This window comes from Mangrovimonas aestuarii (assembly GCF_028767185.1).
In the GTDB taxonomy this organism is placed as follows: domain Bacteria; phylum Bacteroidota; class Bacteroidia; order Flavobacteriales; family Flavobacteriaceae; genus Mangrovimonas_B; species Mangrovimonas_B aestuarii.
The window spans coordinates 200938-218957 of sequence record NZ_JARACK010000001.1 but is presented as its reverse complement, the minus strand read 5'-3'; the positions used below and the strand labels follow the sequence as shown (position 1 = coordinate 218957).

General features: G+C 36.9%; 16 protein-coding genes. 8 read left to right on the top strand and 8 right to left on the bottom strand.

Translation table 11 applies throughout. The features are described 5' to 3' along the window. Nucleotides 1-56: 56 nt before the first annotated feature. The 7 genes from groL to miaB form a co-directional block, all read right to left on the bottom strand. Nucleotides 57-1691 carry a chaperonin GroEL gene (gene groL, locus PWU04_RS01000; RefSeq protein ID WP_274473938.1) on the bottom strand — a complete coding sequence of 545 codons (1635 nt, stop codon included), beginning with the start codon at nucleotides 1689-1691 and terminating at the stop codon, nucleotides 57-59. A 59-nt stretch (nucleotides 1692-1750) separates the two neighbouring features. Continuing rightward, nucleotides 1751-2029, bottom strand: a complete 279-nt coding sequence (locus tag PWU04_RS00995; protein ID WP_274473937.1) for a co-chaperone GroES — start codon at nucleotides 2027-2029, stop codon at nucleotides 1751-1753. Nucleotides 2030-2178: 149 nt separating this feature from the next. Continuing rightward, on the bottom strand, nucleotides 2179-2523 hold the full coding sequence (gene secG / locus PWU04_RS00990; protein WP_274473936.1) for a preprotein translocase subunit SecG: 345 nt from the start codon (nucleotides 2521-2523) through the stop codon (nucleotides 2179-2181). 5 nt (nucleotides 2524-2528) lie between these two features. Then, nucleotides 2529-3533, bottom strand: coding sequence for a hypothetical protein (locus PWU04_RS00985; protein WP_274473935.1), 1005 nt, complete (start codon nucleotides 3531-3533; stop codon nucleotides 2529-2531). 60 nt (nucleotides 3534-3593) lie between these two features. Continuing rightward, nucleotides 3594-4067 (bottom strand): LptE family protein, encoded by a 474-nt coding sequence (locus PWU04_RS00980; protein WP_406600935.1) that lies wholly within the window; start codon nucleotides 4065-4067, stop codon nucleotides 3594-3596. A 103-nt stretch (nucleotides 4068-4170) separates the two neighbouring features. Beyond that, nucleotides 4171-5436 carry a sigma-54 interaction domain-containing protein gene (locus PWU04_RS00975; protein WP_274473933.1) on the bottom strand — a complete coding sequence of 422 codons (1266 nt, stop codon included), beginning with the start codon at nucleotides 5434-5436 and terminating at the stop codon, nucleotides 4171-4173. A 23-nt stretch (nucleotides 5437-5459) separates the two neighbouring features. Then, nucleotides 5460-6905 (bottom strand): tRNA (N6-isopentenyl adenosine(37)-C2)-methylthiotransferase MiaB, encoded by a 1446-nt coding sequence (miaB, locus tag PWU04_RS00970; RefSeq protein ID WP_274473932.1) that lies wholly within the window; start codon nucleotides 6903-6905, stop codon nucleotides 5460-5462. Between the two features lie 149 nt (nucleotides 6906-7054). Between miaB and PWU04_RS00965 the strand changes: the two genes are divergently transcribed. The 8 genes from PWU04_RS00965 to PWU04_RS00930 all read left to right on the top strand — a co-directional run bounded on the left by PWU04_RS00965 (nucleotide 7055) and on the right by PWU04_RS00930 (nucleotide 17587). After that, nucleotides 7055-7813, top strand: a complete 759-nt coding sequence (locus tag PWU04_RS00965) for a hypothetical protein (protein ID WP_274473931.1) — start codon at nucleotides 7055-7057, stop codon at nucleotides 7811-7813. 151 nt (nucleotides 7814-7964) lie between these two features. Further along, entirely contained in the window at nucleotides 7965-10454 is a 2490-nt protein-coding gene (topA, locus tag PWU04_RS00960; protein WP_274473930.1) for a type I DNA topoisomerase, read from the top strand. Between the two features lie 6 nt (nucleotides 10455-10460). Further along, the gene (locus tag PWU04_RS00955) at nucleotides 10461-11627 is read left to right on the top strand and encodes a formimidoylglutamase (protein ID WP_274473929.1); all 1167 of its coding nucleotides are present in this window, start codon (nucleotides 10461-10463) and stop codon (nucleotides 11625-11627) included. A 168-nt stretch (nucleotides 11628-11795) separates the two neighbouring features. Beyond that, nucleotides 11796-13157, top strand: coding sequence for a type IX secretion system lipoprotein PorK/GldK (porK, locus tag PWU04_RS00950; protein ID WP_455027665.1), 1362 nt, complete (start codon nucleotides 11796-11798; stop codon nucleotides 13155-13157). An 82-nt stretch (nucleotides 13158-13239) separates the two neighbouring features. After that, nucleotides 13240-13893, top strand: coding sequence for a type IX secretion system motor protein PorL/GldL (gene porL, locus PWU04_RS00945; protein WP_274473928.1), 654 nt, complete (start codon nucleotides 13240-13242; stop codon nucleotides 13891-13893). 56 nt (nucleotides 13894-13949) lie between these two features. After that, nucleotides 13950-15500 carry a type IX secretion system motor protein PorM/GldM gene (gene porM / locus PWU04_RS00940; protein ID WP_274473927.1) on the top strand — a complete coding sequence of 517 codons (1551 nt, stop codon included), beginning with the start codon at nucleotides 13950-13952 and terminating at the stop codon, nucleotides 15498-15500. Between the two features lie 55 nt (nucleotides 15501-15555). Continuing rightward, a complete protein-coding gene (gene porN, locus PWU04_RS00935) occupies nucleotides 15556-16446 on the top strand; it encodes a type IX secretion system ring subunit PorN/GldN (RefSeq protein WP_274473926.1) in 891 nt (296 codons plus the stop codon). Nucleotides 16447-16534: 88 nt separating this feature from the next. Beyond that, nucleotides 16535-17587, top strand: coding sequence for an NAD(P)/FAD-dependent oxidoreductase (locus tag PWU04_RS00930; protein WP_274473925.1), 1053 nt, complete (start codon nucleotides 16535-16537; stop codon nucleotides 17585-17587). A gap of 3 nt (nucleotides 17588-17590) precedes the next feature. Here the strand turns inward: PWU04_RS00930 and PWU04_RS00925 are convergent, their stop codons facing one another. Next, nucleotides 17591-17980, bottom strand: coding sequence for a DUF983 domain-containing protein (locus tag PWU04_RS00925; RefSeq protein ID WP_274473924.1), 390 nt, complete (start codon nucleotides 17978-17980; stop codon nucleotides 17591-17593). Nucleotides 17981-18020: the final 40 nt, after the last annotated feature.

Genomic DNA, 18020 nt, shown 5'->3' with positions numbered 1-18020 from the left:
CAAAAAAACCCTCGGTCATTGATCGAGGGTTTTTTTGTATTTATGTAGGTGATGAATTACATCATTCCAGGCATTCCACCACCCATTGGAGGCATTCCACCACCTGGGTTATCTTCTTTAATGTCTACCAAAGCACATTCTGTAGTCAAGATCATTCCTGCAACAGATGCTGCATTTTCTAAAGCAATACGAGTTACTTTTTTGGGATCGATAATACCTGCTTCCAACATGTGAACGTATTGTTCTGTTTTAGCATCATATCCAAAGTCACCGTCACTTTCCATTACTTTAGCAACAACAACGCTTCCTTCACCACCTGCATTCTCTACAATGGTACGTAAAGGCGCTTCAATAGCACGAGCCACAATTTGGACACCTGTACTCTCATCGTTATTGTCAGCAGAAATACCTCCTAATACAGCTTTAGCACGAACAAGGGCAACACCACCTCCAGCAACGATTCCTTCTTCTACAGCAGCTCTAGTAGCGTGCAATGCATCGTCAACACGATCTTTCTTTTCTTTCATTTCAACTTCGCTGGCAGCACCAACATAAAGTACAGCAACTCCACCAGCCAACTTAGCCAAACGCTCTTGAAGTTTTTCTCTATCGTAATCGCTAGTAGTAGTTTCAATTTGAGCTTTGATTTGATTCACACGATTCTTAATCATATCAGAATCACCATTACCATGAACTACAGTAGTATTGTCTTTGTCAATAGTTACACGCTCAGCAGTACCAAGCATATCAACAGTTGCATTTTCTAGAGTATATCCACGCTCTTCAGAGATCACTGTACCTCCTGTAAGGATAGCGATATCTTCTAACATGGCTTTTCTTCTATCACCAAATCCTGGAGCTTTTACAGCTGCAATCTTTAATGATCCTCTTAATTTGTTAACAACTAAAGTGGCAAGGGCTTCTCCATCTACATCTTCAGCGATAATTAATAATGGCTTTCCAGACTGTGCCACCGGTTCAAGAACTGGTAATAAATCCTTCATTGTAGAAACTTTTTTGTCGTACAATAGGATGTATGGGTTCTCAAGATCGGTAATCATTTTTTCACTATCAGTCACAAAGTAAGGAGACAAGTAACCTCGGTCGAATTGCATTCCTTCAACAACGTCAACATAAGTGTCTGTACCTTTAGCTTCTTCAACAGTGATAACACCTTCTTTACCTACTTTTCCAAATGCTTCAGCAATTAAGTCACCAATCACGTCGTCGTTGTTGGCAGAGATAGAAGCCACCTGCTTAATTTTTTCGGAAGAGCTTCCAACTTCGGTACTTTGCTTTCCAAGGTCTCCTACAAGAGCAGAAACAGCTTTGTCGATACCACGTTTAAGATCCATTGGGTTTGCTCCTGCAGCAACATTTTTAAGACCTTCCTTAACGATTGCTTGAGCTAGTACAGTAGCAGTAGTAGTACCATCACCGGCAAGGTCGTTGGTTTTACTTGCAACTTCCTTTACCATTTGAGCTCCCATGTTCTCTAGCTCATCTTCAAGCTCTATTTCTTTAGCAACGGAAACTCCGTCTTTGGTTACTTGTGGAGCACCAAAGGATTTTCCAATGATTACGTTACGCCCTTTAGGACCTAAAGTTACTTTTACTGCATTAGCCAATGCATCTACACCGCGTTTTAATCCGTCTCGTGCTTCAATATCGAATTTTATGTCTTTTGCCATAATGATTTAAATTTTAGTGGTTTTAATTTTTGATTAAAAATTAAGGGTTAAAAGGAAGTTTAGATAATGGCCATGATGTCATCCTCGCGCATCATAAGGTAGTCTTTGCCATCTAATTTGATTTCAGATCCAGAGTATTTTCCATAAAGAACCTGGTCTCCAACTTTTACAGTAAGCGGTTCATCTTTTTTACCATTACCAACAGCTACAACGGTTCCTTTGTGTTGTTTTTCTTGAGCAGAATCAGGAATGAAAAGTCCTGAAGCTGTTTGGGTTTCTGCAGGAAGAGGTTCAACTAGAACGCGGTCTGCAAGCGGTTTGATGTTTAATTTGCTCATTTGTATAGTATTTTGATTAATTAAGTTAATGTTTAACGTTTCTGCCTATTTCGAAAAGTATGCCAATGGAGATGAACTGACAAACTTTCAGAAAAAAAAATGTCAACCAATAGGGTTGACATTTTTAGTATGATATATAAGTTCAGTTGTTATTCTACTGAATCTTGAGTTGTAGCAGTATTGTCAGTTTGTGCTGGAGCGGGAGTTACTGGTTGAGAAGTGGTTGCTTCTGTATCTAAAGCTTTAGATTCAGTTGTATTACCGCCTCTGTTAATAGTAACATTTGAGGCTAAAATTAAAACCAACATTATCGTTGCCAATGTCCAAGTACTTTTGTCTAAAAAGTCAGTGGTCTTTTTTACTCCTCCTAATTGCTGTGTGCCACCACCACCAAAAGAAGAAGACAATCCACCTCCTTTAGGGTTTTGTACCATAATAACAACTATCAGTAGGAACGCTACCACAACAATAAGGGCTAAAAATATAGTAAACATACTCGTTATTCTTTTTTATTTTGTTCTTGTAATTCTTTAATTGCTTTAATCTGGTCTGCAAAGAAAGCATTTTTTTCTGGATATTTCAAACATAATATTTTATAAGATTCAATTGCTTTCCTATAGTTTTTTTGTTCAACGTAAATACGTGCTAAAGTCTCTGTCATCAAGGCTTCAGGTTGTATAAGTCTGTCGTTGGCAAGGTTTTGTGTAGAGGAGTTCTTTTGAGGCTTTATTTTGGGGTTTGTAGTAATAAACTTATCTATCAACTCAAATTTTTTCGCCCTTTTTTGTTTCTCTTCTAAATCGATTTCACTTGATTTAGGCGAGGTTAATTCTTCGTTTTTATTAATATAAATGTCTACTTCTCGTTCAATAGGTTTGTAATGAGCAAGCTTGAGCCATTCATTGAATGAATAAGTTTCTGAGCGTTCAAATTCCAAAGGTTGGCCAATTTTTAAAATGGCTTTAGGGTCTTTTTTATTCTCTGGTTTATTAATTTGTTTTATTTCGGAATTTTGAGGCTCTTTTGCTGTTGACGTTGAAGATTGTGCTTTACTTTGGATAGCAGCAGCTAAGTTGGCTATTTTAGATGAATCTATCTTGGGAAGAAAGAGGTCAGGATCTAATACTCCTTTTGTGTCTTCAACCTGTTTTTCCAACGTTCTATCAATAGTTACTTTTCTGGTAATCGATATATCTTCTGCATCAACTTCTATGTCTCTAATGTATTCCGCATTTTGCATAATTTGCTGCGAAATTTCGTTTTGAAGGAATACTTCAGAAGTTATAAAGTCGAAAAGGATGCTACGGTCTGTTGTATAGGCCGCGGTAATCTTAAGTTCTAGATTGTATTTAAAACTGCCTTTGTTTTTAAGCCCTTTAAGATAAAGAGCACGTGCCGACTGAAAATAGGGGTATTCTTCAACGACTGATTGTATTGCAGCTGTATATTCGGCAGTAATATCCTGTGGGTGTTGTAAAATGTGTTTAAAGTCGGAGCTATTCATAATACGTTATCCTTCAAATTTAATGAAATCTTAAATACAAAAAGTGTTAGAGGTATATAATTACCACTTAGCCAATGATGCATTAAAGATATCCTGAGTAATACGTTCGAATAACTCTGCATTGGCAGCATCTTTTGTATTTCCTGTTAGCAATGCAGATCCACCATAGTCATAATAGAAAGAGAAAGCCCTTTCGAAATCTGATTCAGGGTCATTCTTGTCGTAGAATCTTACGTTAACTCTCATGGTAAGCCTATTTTGTGCTGCAGTATTACTAGATGTAGCTGTTGTAGGTGATACACGGTATTCGGTGATTTCTCCTTCATAAACCAAATCGCCATTGGATTTTACCAACTGTAAATTGGTTTGATTTAAAAGTAAATCTGTAAGGGCATTGGTAAAGTCTCTATCAAGTCCTGGTTCAACAATTGGAGCATTGTTTTGGAAAAAGTTTACCTGAAATGTTTTTGTGTCTGGAGAAATTGAAGCTCCCGTAAATGAATAAAAACCACAACCGCTAAGGCTAAATGTCATCACAGCAATTATTCCTAAAACAACTTTATTAAACTTTAAGAATGTAAATACAGTTTTCCAATGCTTAATTTGAATAAGAGGTGTCATATGGTGTGGGACCTGATTAAAGGTTATATTGTTTAATTTTTCTGTAAAGGGTGCGCTCGCTAATACCTAGTTCGGCGGCGGCCAATTTACGTTTGCCATGGTGGCGCTCCAAGGATTTTTTTATCAATTCCAATTCTTTATCCTGCAGTGAAAGAGTCTCTTCTTCTTCAATTTCCTCTGCAAAATAGTACTTATCCTCTTCACCTGCTGGCGCTACTGCATCTTGATGGGGGATGGAGAGGACTTCTGTTTCCATTACATCTTCAAGAGGTTCTTCGTAATCTTCAGCATCATCCTCGCCGTAAATTTTTTGGATAAGACCTTCGTGATTTTTTTGAACATCGCTTACGTCTCCACTTTTCATAAGTTCAAGTGTAAGCTTTTTAAGATCGTTCAGGTCACTTTTCATATCGAAAAGAACCTTGTACAAGATTTCGCGTTCGCTACTAAAATCACTGTCAGATTTTGCTTTATTAATAACAGCTGGTAGTTGCGATCCTGTAGAGGGCAAATAGTTGCGAAGTACATCTGCTGAAATCACACGGTTTTGCTCTAAAACAGAAAGTTGTTCTGCAATATTTCGTAACTGACGGACATTACCGCTCCATCTGAATTTTTGAAGTATTTGAACAGCATTGTCATCCAATTTAATTGTAGGCATCTTATACTTGATAGCAAAATCGCTCGCAAATTTTCTAAACAATAAGTGGATGTCATCCTGACGATCACGTAATGCAGGAAGATGGATTTCTACTGTACTTAAACGATAGTAAAGGTCTTCACGGAACTTTTCCTTTTCAATGGCCTCAAACATGTTCACGTTTGTAGCAGCCACAATACGTACATTGGTTTTTTGAACTTTACTCGAACCTACTTTAATGAACTCTCCATTTTCCAGAACCCGAAGTAAGCGTACTTGTGTTGTTAACGGCAATTCACCAACTTCATCGAGGAAAATTGTACCACCATCGGCTACTTCAAAATAACCACTACGGGTTTGGGTAGCTCCGGTAAAGGCTCCTTTTTCGTGTCCGAACAATTCACTGTCAATGGTGCCCTCAGGAATGGCACCACAGTTTACCGCAATGTATTTACCATGTTTGCGGTGTGAAAGCTGATGTATAATTCTTGGAATGTTCTCCTTACCAACCCCACTTTCTCCAGTGACAAGCACCGAAATATCTGTAGGTGCTACCTGAATGGCTTTCTCGATAGCGCGATTGAGCTTGGGGTCGTTCCCAATAATTTCAAATCGTTGTTTTATGGCTTGAATAGATTCCATGTATTAATAGCGTATGTAATATGTTAGTTATTATCGGAGTATCCAACAGCTTCACCGATTAAGGTTGCACTGGTACATTCGGTAATTTTTACGTTAACAAAATCACCAACTTTATAATGCTCTTTAGGGAAGACAACAACTGTGTTTTGAGAATTACGTCCGGACCAATGTGCATCTGATCTCTTTGATGCCTTTTCAATCAAAACCTCTTCTACTTTCCCTAAATGCTCCTCAGTTCTGTATTGACTGTGCTTTTGTTGAAGATCGATGATTTCTGTTAGGCGACGTTTTTTTACATCTTCAGGGATGTCGTCCTCCATTTTACGCTCGGCCAAAGTACCTGGGCGTTCAGAATAAGCAAACATAAACCCGAAGTCGTATTTAACATACTCCATCAAGGATAATGTATCTTGGTGATCTTCTTCGGTTTCCGTTGGGAATCCGGTAATCATATCTTGACTAATCGCACAATCAGGTATCAACCTTTTAATGTTATCGATCAATTCAAAATATTCTTCACGAGTATGCTGACGGTTCATTTCCTTCAATATACGGTTACTACCACTTTGCACTGGTAAGTGAATGTAATTACAGATGTTACGGTGTTTAGCCATAGATTCAATAACATCCATAGTCATATCCTGAGGGTTGGATGTAGAGAAACGGAAACGCATTTTAGGATGAGATGTAGCGCACATGTCCAACAACATCGCAAAGTTTACAGCTGTAGCTTTTTGCATTTCGGTAGCTTTTTCAAAATCCTTTTTTAGTCCACCGCCATACCACAGATAACTGTCTACGTTTTGGCCTAAAAGGGTAACCTCTTTAAAGCCTTTATCGGCTAAATCTTTAATTTCCTCAATAATACTTTGTGGATCACGGCTACGCTCACGACCTCTAGTAAAAGGAACTACACAGAAAGTACACATATTGTCGCAACCACGTGTAATAGAAACAAAAGCAGTTACTCCATTGCTGTTAAGACGAACCGGAGCAATATCTCCATAAGTTTCTTCTTTAGAAAGGATAACATTAACTGCATTTCTGCCTTCATCAACTTCCGAGATTAGATTCGGAAGATCTTTGTATGCATCTGGCCCTACAACAAGGTCAACAATTTTTTCTTCCTCAAGAAATTTACTCTTTAAACGTTCGGCCATACAACCTAAAACCCCAACTTTCATACCTGGATTTATTTTTTTTACCGCATTGTATTTTTCCAAACGTTTACGAACAGTCTGTTCAGCTTTATCACGAATAGAACAGGTATTAACAAGAACTAAATCGGCGTCTTCTAAGTTTTGTGTGGTATTGAACCCTTCTTTAGAAAGAATAGAGGCTACAATTTCACTGTCGCTAAAGTTCATCTGGCAGCCGTAGCTTTCTATGAACAATTTTCTAGTGTTCCCTTCTTTTTGCTCCACAACAAGGCTTTGTCCTTGTCTTTTTTCATCTATAATCTTTTCCATAAAATTTCTTGAAAGCTGTTAACAGTCAATAAGCATGCAAAGATACTATTATTTTAAGTTCTGTGACAAATTGGCAGATGTGATTTATTTGATTTTTAACATATTTCAAACTACTTTGGTGGGAATATTCTAACTAACCGACTCGTAATATGTTTACAAAACTAGAACAACTAATTGAAAGTGCTCCAAAGTTAGACTTTGGAGATATTTTTAATGCAAGTATTGATTTGTTTAAAAAGATTTGGCTTCAGGGCTTAATAACTCTATTGATAACTATGGCCTTAATGATCCCTTTTTACCTAATTATATATTTCCCATTGATAGCCATGGGGATTATTAATCCAGAGGCCTTGGATAATGGAGACTCTGCCTCAGCTTTTTTAATGGTTCCCTTTGTTGTTTTTGCAATTTTATTTGGAGCAATTGCTGCAACCATTGCCTTTACTCTTAAAGCTGCGTTTTTTAGAATCTGTAAAAACAAGGATCTGGGCATTGAAGAAGCAGATGATTACTTCTATTATTTTAAGAAGCCTTATTTTGTCAAGGCTATTAAGCTTGGATTGGCCACTGTAGGTATTTCTTTATTGGCAACCATGCTATGTGTACTTCCTATTATATATGTAGCGGTTCCAATTGCTTTTATTAATGTGGTTTTTGCTTATAACCCAGATTTGTCAGTTTCGGAAATCATCAAATTGAGTTTTAAATTAGGTAACAAAAAGTGGTTGCTCACTTTTGGGTTGATGATAGTTACGGGGCTTTTAGCTGAGTTTGTTGGAATACTGCTTTGTGGAATAGGAGTATTGGTGACAGCATCGTTTGCATATTTACCGGTTTATCTCATTTATAAAAAGGTGATAGGATTTGAAGATAAGGACGATATTGAAGAGATAGGGAGTGCATTATAGGTGTTGTTCTTATGAATCTTTTACAATTTTAAAAGCCTGTTTTTACAGGCTTTTTTTTGTGTTATATTGGAGAGAAAAGGGCTGTACAGCCCAATAAAATTAGGCTGATAAAATTTTTTTCATATACATTTGTAACCATAAATACCGAAATATGGCGAAGAATTTAGTTATAGTTGAGTCCCCCGCAAAGGCAAAAACCATTGAGAAGTTTCTTGGAAAAGACTTTAAGGTGGAATCTAGTTTTGGGCACATAGCCGACTTGCCTTCCAAGGAGTTGGGGGTTGATGTTGAGGGTGATTTTAAGCCAAAGTACGAAGTGTCGAAAGACAAAAAATCAGTAGTTAAAAAGCTTAAAGACCTTTCTAAAAGCGCAGAAACGGTATGGTTGGCAAGCGATGAAGACCGCGAGGGAGAGGCTATTGCATGGCACCTAGCGGAAACTTTGAAATTGGACAAGGCAAAGACCAAACGTATCGTATTTCATGAGATTACTAAAACGGCTATTAAAAAAGCTATTGAAAATCCAAGAGGAATTGATTACCATTTAGTAGATGCTCAACAAGCTAGACGTGTTTTGGATCGTATTGTGGGATATGAACTGTCACCGGTATTATGGCGAAAGGTAAAAGGAGGATTGTCTGCAGGACGTGTACAATCTGTATCCGTTAGATTGATAGTGGAACGCGAGCGCGAGATTCAGGCTTTCACTCCAGAGGCATCGTTTAGAATAGACGCTGTGTTCTCTACTGAAGAAGGAAGATCGTTTAAGGCAAAGTTGTCTAAGTCCTTTGCTACTAAAGAAGAAGCATATAAATTTCTTGAGAGTAATATTGCAGCCGAATTTAAGGTTGTCAATCTTGAGAAAAAGCCAGTAAAAAAATCTCCAGCACCACCATTTACAACATCAACGCTTCAGCAGGAGGCTTCCAGAAAGTTGTATTTTTCGGTAAGTAAGACCATGACCATGGCGCAGCGTTTATATGAGGCCGGACTTATAACATATATGAGAACGGATAGTGTAAACCTTTCTGATGAAGCCAGGCAGGGAGCGCAGCAGGAAATAGTTAATGCTTATGGGGATAACTATAGTAATCCAAGAAATTATAAAGGAAAAGCTAAAGGAGCACAAGAAGCTCACGAGGCAATTCGTCCAACAGATTTTTCTCGTCATTCAGTAAACGTTGATAGGGATCAAGCTAGATTGTATGAATTGATTTGGAAGCGTGCAATAGCTAGTCAAATGAGTGAAGCGCAATTGGAGCGTACCAATGTTAAGATTGGAGCATCAACGCATAGTGAGCAATTCACAGCAAACGGAGAGATCATCAAATTTGATGGTTTTCTAAAGGTGTACCTTGAAGGAACTGATGATGAGGATACAGAACAGGAAGGTATGTTGCCAGCCTTAGCTTTGAATGACATTTTAGAGAATAACGGGATCACCGCAACCGAAAGATTTACCAGAGCGCCTTATCGCTATACGGAAGCATCTTTGGTAAAACAATTGGAAGAGTTGGGTATTGGTCGTCCGTCAACTTATGCACCTACTATTTCTACAATTCAAAATAGAGGGTATGTGGAAAAAGGAACCATTGAAGGTGTTGAACGTGAGTATACTCAACTAACATTGGCTGATAATGGAGTGAAGGAAAAGATGCTTACAGAAAAAGTGGGGTCTGATAAAGGGAAGCTCGTGCCAACAGATATTGGTATGATTGTTACAGACTTCTTGGTAAATCACTTTGAAACAATATTGGATTATAACTTTACCGCAAAAGTTGAGGAAAGTTTCGATGATATAGCAGAAGGTAAAGAAGATTGGACTAAAATGATGAAAACCTTTTATAAGGATTTTCATCCCAATGTAGAAGATGTTCAAGAGAATGCCGAACGTGAATCTGGTGAGCGCATATTGGGAACCGACCCTAAAACAGGGCGTCAGGTAAGTGTTCGTTTGGGACGCTTTGGGCCAATGGCTCAGATAGGAACAGTAGAAGAGGATGAAAAGCCTCAATTTGCAAGTTTGTCTCCCGAGCAGCATTTGGATACGATTACCTTTGAAGAGGTAATGGATTTGTTTAAGTTGCCAAAAAGTCTTGGAGAATACGAAGGTGAAACGGTCGAAGTTAATAATGGTCGTTTTGGGCCCTATGTGAAGTTTGGAAAACAATATATATCCTTGCCAAAAGGTGTAGATCCATTAGATGTGGAAATGGATGATGCGATTCTGCTTATTAAAGAAAAGCAAAAAGCAGATGCTCCTATTTATACATATAATGATTTACCGGTAACAAAAGGTAAGGGGCGTTTCGGTCCATTTATTAAATGGAACAACATGTTCATTAACGTCAACAAAAAATACGATTGGGATAATTTGTCAGACAATGATATTGTTGAGTTGATTGAAGATAAAATTCAAAAAGAGAAAGACAAGCTTATTCATAATTGGGAAGAAGAAGGAATTCGTGTAGAAAAGGCAAGATGGGGGCGTCATAATATTATAAAAGGAAAGCAAAAAGTAGAGTTGGCAAAAACTGTTAATGTTGTCGACATGACTGTTGAACAGGCAAAAGCTATCCTAGAGGAACAAGCTCCAAAAAAGAAAACTACAGCAAAAAGAAAAACTGCTAAAAAGAAATAATACAAAATGGATTTTAATTTCCTGTCGCCAGTACCAGATGTTGTGTTGGCTCATAACGAATTATTGGCACCGCAAACTCTTGGAAGGAAATTAAAGATTCATACTTCGCGTAATGGAATGCCTGAATTGGAAGGTGTACAATTAGCTTTTGTAGGTGTTCTTGAAAATCGCAATGACGTTAATTATATAGGAGAAGAGATTAATCTTTCAGAAATAAGGCGAACATTATATGGGTTGTTTCCAGGTAACTGGAATACTAAGATTGCAGATTTAGGTGATATTAAAAAAGGGGAAACAGTAGAAGATACCTTTTTTGCGCTTCAATCAATAATTACTTCTCTAGTAAAGAGTCAAATTATACCTATAATAATAGGAGGGAGTCAAGATCTTACCTATGCCAATTATAGAGCTTACGATAACCTTATTCCAATGGTTAATATTGTTAATGTTGATTCTAGATTTGATCTTGGAGATACAGCAAAGCCAATTCGAAACAATAGTTTTATTGGAAAGATTATTTTAGAGGAACCTTATAATCTATTTAATTACGCGGCAGTTGGATACCAAACGTATTTTAACTCTCAAGAGGAGATCGATTTAATGGAGAAGCTCTACTTTGAGCCTTATCGTTTGGGGCAAATTAGCAATGACATAACTTTAGTAGAGCCTGTTATGAGAGACGCTAATATTGTTAGTGTTGATATTAGGTCGGTAAAGGCATCTGAATTGAGTTTAAACCAGAGGGATACCCCTAATGGTTTGGATGGGAAGGAAATTTGCGCCATAGCACGTTATGCAGGAATTAGTAATAAGGTTTCTTCATTTGGTGTATACGAATATAAACCTTCAAAGGATGATGAGATGACCTCTATGCTTGTTTCTCAAATGATTTGGTATTTTATAGAGGGCGTTAATTGTAGGGTTCAGGATGATGATTTCGCAAATGAAGAATACTTTCAAAAATTTATAACACTTACCGATGACCAGCAACTCATTTTCTATAAGAGTATTAAAACAGGCCGCTGGTGGATAGAAATACCTTTTTTAAATAATGTTAATAATAAATTAAAAAGACATACGTTATTACCATGTGTGCATGACGATTATTTAGATGCTTGTGAGGGAAAGATTCCAGATAGATGGTACAAGGCCTTTCAAAAGAATTGTGTTTAAGGTTCATTTAAACAAATTAACATTTGATTATCGTTTAAGTGCGAGTTTTTGAGGATTAAGTGTGAATTTTTCAAAAAAAAAATTGGTTTTTAAAAAATATATAGATATGTTTACGCTCTTAAAAAATTAAGGGTACAAAAAATGATTAACCACGAGTTTTCTATGGATATGAAAAAGTTAGTTTTATTGACCGCAGTAGTTGCCTTTTTTGCTAGTTGTAGTTCTGGCGACAGAGGAGAGTTAGTAGGTGTGAAAGGAAAAAAATGGCATCCTGAAAAACCATATGGTATGCAATTGGTGCCAGGCGGAGCATTCATTATGGGTAAAGCCGATGATGATTTGGCAGGTATTAACGATGCTCCAGCTAAAACGGTAACAGTTAGATCGTTCTATATGGATGAGACCGAGATTACCAATAGTGAGTATCGTCAATTTGTGAACTGGGTTAGAGACTCCACAATTAGAACGAAACTTGCTATCCTAGCCGATGAGGTTGGGGCAACACCAGGTGATGGTGGTATTGGTGAGTTTTCTTTTAAAGATTCAGATCCTGAAAACATGACTGTATACGAAAAGTATATGTATGATAACTATAGTGGTATGGGGCCTACTGGCTATGAAGGTAGAAAACTTAATCACGATGTAGATATTATTTTTGATACTAATGAGTACCCAGATGAGTATTATGCAGAGGTAATGGATACAATGTATCTTCCTATAGAAGAGTCTTATAACGGGCAGCGTACTTGGGATGTTACGAAGTTTAAATTCGAATATACCTACATGGATATCTACAAAGCTGCAAAAAATCGTTCTTTAAGAAGAAAAGACGTAATTAGAAAAGAAGCTGTTGAAGTTTACCCTGATACGACTGTTTGGATTCGCGACTTCTCTTATTCATATAATGAGCCAATGCACAATGATTACTTTTGGCACGACGCTTATGGAGAATATCCTGTAGTAGGTGTGTCTTGGATGCAGGCAAAAGCTTTCTGTCAGTGGAGAACACTTTATAAAAATGCTTATCAAAAAGAGCGTGGAATGCAGAATGTAAACCAATTTAGACTTCCGTCTGAAGCAGAGTGGGAATACGCTGCAAGAGGTGGTCTGCAAGCTGCAACTTTCCCTTGGGGAGGTCCATATGCTAAGAGCGACAGAGGTTGTTTCATGGCTAACTTTAAGCCTTTAAGAGGAGATTACGCGGCAGATCAGGCGTTATATACTGTAGAGGCTAAATCTTACGAGCCAAACGACTATAACTTATACAACATGGCTGGAAACGTATCAGAGTGGGTTAACTCTTCTTACGATCCTTCATCTTACGAATATGTATCAACAATTAACCCTAGCCTTAATGACGTAGACAACCACCGTAAGGTTGTACGTGGAGGATCTTGGAAAGATGTTGCATACTATTTACAAGTGAGCTCAAGAGATTATGAGTACGCTGATTCAGCTCGTAGCTATATCGGATTCAGAACGGTTCAAGACTACATGGGAACCGACGTTACCGGTAACGCTAAAAGATAAAATGAACAAAAACAAATAACTATTTAAATCAACTTGAATTTTCAGGTAGCAATACCTGTGTAAAAACTTAAAAAAGAAAATTATGGCACAGTCAAAAGCAAGCAAGAAAATGATGAACATGGCTTACGGTTTAGGAGCCTCAATTGTAATCGTAGGAGCATTATTTAAAATTACACACTTTGAAATAGGACCACTTACTGGTAACGTGATGTTAACTTTAGGTCTTGTAACAGAAGCACTTATTTTCGCAATCTCTGCATTCGAACCAGTAGATGACGAATTGGATTGGTCTTTAGTTTACCCAGAATTAGCTGGTGGTGAGAAGACTAACAAAAAATCTAAGAATCAAGAAGAGCCTAAAGATGCTGAAGGTTTATTGTCTAAGAAATTAGATAACTTATTGAAAGAAGCTAAAATTGATGGCGAATTAATGAACAGCCTAGGTCAAAGCATTAAGAACTTTGAAGGTGCTGCTAAAGGAATTAGCCCAACAGTTGATTCTATCGCTGCTACTAAGAAATACGGTGAAGAGTTATCTTTAGCTGCTGCTCAAATGGAATCTTTGAATAGCCTATACAAAGTACAATTGGAAAGCGTTAACAAACAAGCTTCTATCAATGAAGAAACTATCGAGAACGCTGCTAAGTTAAAAGAGCAAATGCAATCATTGGCTTCTAACTTATCATCATTGAACGGCGTTTACGGAGGTATGTTATCTGCTATGCACAAAAGCTAATTAGTGATAATATAAATTGCTTAAAGAAAATTTATTAACAAAAAACTAATTAGAAAATGGCAGGAGGAAATTTATCACCGAGGCAGAAAATGATTAACCTGATGTATTTGATATTCATCGCCATGTTGGCTTTGAACATGTCAAAAGAGGTACTTTCTGCATTCGGCCTTATGAACGAAAGATTAACTGATTCAAACCAGGCAGCTACTGAGCGTAACACAGCTTTTATGGCCGGCTTGGCAGAAAAAGTGAATGAGCAACCAGCGAAATATAAGCCTTTGAAAGCACAAGCTGATCAAATTGATGTATTGGCAAATGGTTTCAATGCTTACCTAGCAGATTTAAAAACTCAAATGGTTGCAAAACAAGAAGATCCTAAGCAGTATGAAGCTATGGATAAAGGAGATTTCTTGGATAACCACTTCTTTATTGGAGACAAATACAAGGATGAAGGACAAGAATTCCTTAATCAAATTGAAAAGTTCAGAAATGGTGTTGTTACAGTTTTAGCTGATAACCCAGACATGAAGGACATCGTTGATGATGTGAACAAAAAGTTTGCTACCGCTCCAGTTAAGAATAAAGATGGAATCGAAATCGATTGGTTAAGCTACCACTTTAAAGGATTCCCATTAATCGCATCATTAACTAAAATGACGCAATTACAAGCTGACGTTAAGAACACTCAATCTGAAGTATTATCATCTATGTTAGCTGGAAAGCTAAAAGTTGAAGCTTCTTTGACAAACTTTGATGCTATTGTTGTACCAGACAAGACGGCTTTCTTTAACGGTGAAAACTTTACAGGAAGAATTATCTTAGGTAAAAACGATCCTACATTGAAAGCTCATAAAGTTATTATCAACGGAAATGAACTTTCTGAGGAAGCTATGCAAGCAGGACAAACTATGTTGGAATTCCCAGCAGGTAGCGTTGGTGAGCAAGAAATTAAAGGTGAGTTCCAGTTTAAGGAAGGTGACTCAATTATTACAATTCCTGTAACAAGTACTTATGCTGTTGTACCTAAGCCTAACTCTGCAACTATTTCTGCAGATAAGATGAACGTAGTTTATCGTGGTGTTGCTAACCCAATGACCATCTCTTTCGCAGGTGTGCCAGATAACAAAGTTAGCGCTAGTGCATCAGGATTGAAAAAAGTTTCAGGTGTTGGTAAATACATTATGAACCCAGGTTCTGGTAGAGAAGTTACAATTAACGTAACAGGTACTTTACCTGATGGTACTAAAGTTAGTGATAAAGCTAAATTTAGAATTAAGGATATTCCTGCTCCAACAGGTACTGTAAGAGGAGAATCAGGTGTAGTGAAAATGCAACGTAATGCTTTAGAAATTTCTTCTATCGGCGCTATGCTTGATGATTTTGATTTCGAATTACCATTACAGATTACTGGATTTAAATTCAAAGTACCAGGACAGCCTACTATGACTGTTAGAGGAACAAAGCTTGATGATAGAGCAAAAGGAGCTTTACGTAAGGCTAAGCGTGGAGAAGCAATCCAAATATTTGACATCGAAGCTAAAATCAAAGGAAACAGTTCTTATAAGCTTAAGAAAGTATCTCCTGTAATTGTTGAACTTACAAACTAATAGTTCCGTAAGACATTACAAAGAGGTATTAAGCCAAATTAAAAAAGTGAATTAGATGAAGTATAGAAATTTTTTATTAACCGTTTTTAGTGTATTTGTTGCATCAAGTGCCTTTTCTCAAGCAAACCTATTGAATGCGAAAAGTCCTAACGAAATTGGTGTGAAAACCGATGCTCAGATGGAAGCAGATAACGATAAGCCATTAGAATATGGTTACGTAGATGATAGGGATATTATGTACGCTAAAATGACATGGGAAGAAGTTGTGCTTGATGAGCGTGTAAATTTTCCTTTGTACTACCCTGTAGATACTAATAATATTGGTAGAGACAGACGTTCTTTGTATGATGTTCTTATGAGAGCTGTACAGGAAGGTGAAATTAAAAATATCTATGATGATTCTTATTTCACTACAGAGCGTACTCTTGAAGATATTAAAGATGCTTTGGTAAAAGTTGACACTACAGACTTAGGTATTGAGCAATACAATGCAGAAGGTATTGTAGATCCTCAATATATCATGAGAAGAGAGATCTCTGCTTACGATATTAAGGAATATAAAATTAAAGGATTATGGTATTTTGATAAGCGTCAAGCTGAGTTAAAGTACCGTATCTTGGGAATTGCACCTGTTGCACCAGACGTTAACTTTATTGATGCTGATGAACCAGAGCTAATCCCACTATTTTGGGTTTTCTTCCCAGATGCACGTAATGTGTTGCATAATGCAAAATCATTTAATAATGAAAATAGTGCTATGCCAATATCGTTTGATCACTTGTTAAATTCAAGACGTTATAACGGAACAATATACAAGGTTGAAAACGTTTACGGAGATCGTGCTATTACAGAATACATTCCAGATAACGCACTTATGCAGTTATTGGAGTCTGATAGAGTAAAAGATCAAATCAGAAACTTCGAATTGGATATGTGGTCATACTAATTCGTTTATTACCAAATATAAAAACGCCTGCTAATTCAGCAGGCGTTTTTTTTATGTCTTAAGGTGAAATTCTGTATATCTTCGCATTATGAAACAAGTGGATTATATTATAGTAGGTTGTGGTTTGGCAGGAATCGCCTTATGTGATCTTTTAAAAAGAAACGGTAAATCTTTTGTAGTTTTTGATGACAGTTCCCAACAATCGTCCATTGTTGCAGGAGGGTTATATAATCCAGTTGTATTAAAACGATTTACAGGCGTTTGGAAAAGTGATGAACAGTTACAATTACTCAAAGAAGAAAATCAAAGTCTTAATAAAATTTTAGATGAAACTTTCGATTACCCTGTTAGTGTTAAAAGAAAGTTTAATTCAATAGAAGAACAGAACAATTGGTTTACAGCAAGCGATAAACCAACTTTGGCTTCCTATTTATCGACAACCATCGAAAATAACCAAAATAAGGCAATAAATGCCCCTTTTGGATTAGGAGTAGTACTCAACACAGGCAGAGTGGATACTAAAGCACTCATAACCTCTTTTAAAGCTCATTTAAGGCAAAAAGAAAACCTTATAGAGTCATCATTAGCTTATGATAAAGTTAAGTTAGTACAGGATGAGGTTCATTACAAAGATTTCCGCGCAAAGTCTGTTGTTTTTTGTGAAGGTTTTGGATTAAAGAAAAATCCGTGGTTCAATCATTTACCGTTAAATGGCACTAAAGGAGAATTAATAACTATTAAAGCTCCAAATTTACAACTTGACTATGTGTTAAAAGGGAGTGTGTTTTTAATCCCTATGGGAGATGATCTATACCGAGTAGGAGCGACCTATGAATGGAAAGACAAAACCAATAATGTGACTCAAGAAGCACGTGAAGAGTTATTGGGCAAATTAGATTCTCTTATCAGTTGTTCTTATGAGGTTGTTGACCAAGTTGCAGGCATCCGTCCTACGGTTACAGATAGAAGACCTTTAGTTGGCAGACATGAAAAATATGAAAGTCTATATATTCTTAATGGACTTGGGACAAGAGGTGTTATGATTGCCCCTTACATAGCAAAAGCTCTTTTTAACTTTATTGAAAATGATGTTAAACTCGATAGGGAAATCGATATCAATAGATTTACAGAGGAGGATTAGCCATCAACTGTTATTTTTAGCTAAGGTTTTATCGTAGCTCATAAATAGGTTAATCCAAATATTTCTAGATAGCCTCATAATTATGGGCATAAAGACAACTAATGTCCCAACTATGGCAATAAATGCAGTTATTAATGATGAGCTCAGGAAAAGATAGCTAACGATAAAAGCAGCAGTTGCAAAAGCTATACCTACCGCATAACTAACATACATGGATCCGTAGAAAAATGAGGGCTCAATTTGATACTTGGTCCTGCATTTTGAGCATTTCTCATGAATTTTAAGAGTTTCAGAGAGGAGGTAAGGGTTTTTATTTATGTACATGGATTCACCATGACATTTAGGGCAACGGCCAGAAAAAATACCGTAAAGTTTGCTTCCTTTTTTAAACATTTTATTTGCCGTACTTTTGCGTTTTATTACCTAACAAAAA

Excerpts from the sequence above, each read along its gene's own strand:
- groL (WP_274473938.1), bottom strand. The coding sequence starts at position 1,691 with ATGGCAAAAGACATAAAATTCGATATTGAAGCACGAGACGGATTAAAA.
- PWU04_RS00995 (WP_274473937.1), bottom strand. The coding sequence starts at position 2,029 with ATGAGCAAATTAAACATCAAACCGCTTGCAGACCGCGTTCTAGTTGAA.
- secG (WP_274473936.1), bottom strand. The coding sequence starts at position 2,523 with ATGTTTACTATATTTTTAGCCCTTATTGTTGTGGTAGCGTTCCTACTG.
- PWU04_RS00985 (WP_274473935.1), bottom strand. The coding sequence starts at position 3,533 with ATGAATAGCTCCGACTTTAAACACATTTTACAACACCCACAGGATATT.
- PWU04_RS00980 (WP_406600935.1), bottom strand. The coding sequence starts at position 4,067 with ATGACATTTAGCCTTAGCGGTTGTGGTTTTTATTCATTTACGGGAGCT.
- PWU04_RS00975 (WP_274473933.1), bottom strand. The coding sequence starts at position 5,436 with ATGGAATCTATTCAAGCCATAAAACAACGATTTGAAATTATTGGGAAC.
- miaB (WP_274473932.1), bottom strand. The coding sequence starts at position 6,905 with ATGGAAAAGATTATAGATGAAAAAAGACAAGGACAAAGCCTTGTTGTG.
- PWU04_RS00965 (WP_274473931.1), top strand. The coding sequence starts at position 7,055 with ATGTTTACAAAACTAGAACAACTAATTGAAAGTGCTCCAAAGTTAGAC.
- topA (WP_274473930.1), top strand. The coding sequence starts at position 7,965 with ATGGCGAAGAATTTAGTTATAGTTGAGTCCCCCGCAAAGGCAAAAACC.
- PWU04_RS00955 (WP_274473929.1), top strand. The coding sequence starts at position 10,461 with ATGGATTTTAATTTCCTGTCGCCAGTACCAGATGTTGTGTTGGCTCAT.
- porK (WP_455027665.1), top strand. The coding sequence starts at position 11,796 with ATGAAAAAGTTAGTTTTATTGACCGCAGTAGTTGCCTTTTTTGCTAGT.
- porL (WP_274473928.1), top strand. The coding sequence starts at position 13,240 with ATGGCACAGTCAAAAGCAAGCAAGAAAATGATGAACATGGCTTACGGT.
- porM (WP_274473927.1), top strand. The coding sequence starts at position 13,950 with ATGGCAGGAGGAAATTTATCACCGAGGCAGAAAATGATTAACCTGATG.
- porN (WP_274473926.1), top strand. The coding sequence starts at position 15,556 with ATGAAGTATAGAAATTTTTTATTAACCGTTTTTAGTGTATTTGTTGCA.
- PWU04_RS00930 (WP_274473925.1), top strand. The coding sequence starts at position 16,535 with ATGAAACAAGTGGATTATATTATAGTAGGTTGTGGTTTGGCAGGAATC.
- PWU04_RS00925 (WP_274473924.1), bottom strand. The coding sequence starts at position 17,980 with ATGTTTAAAAAAGGAAGCAAACTTTACGGTATTTTTTCTGGCCGTTGC.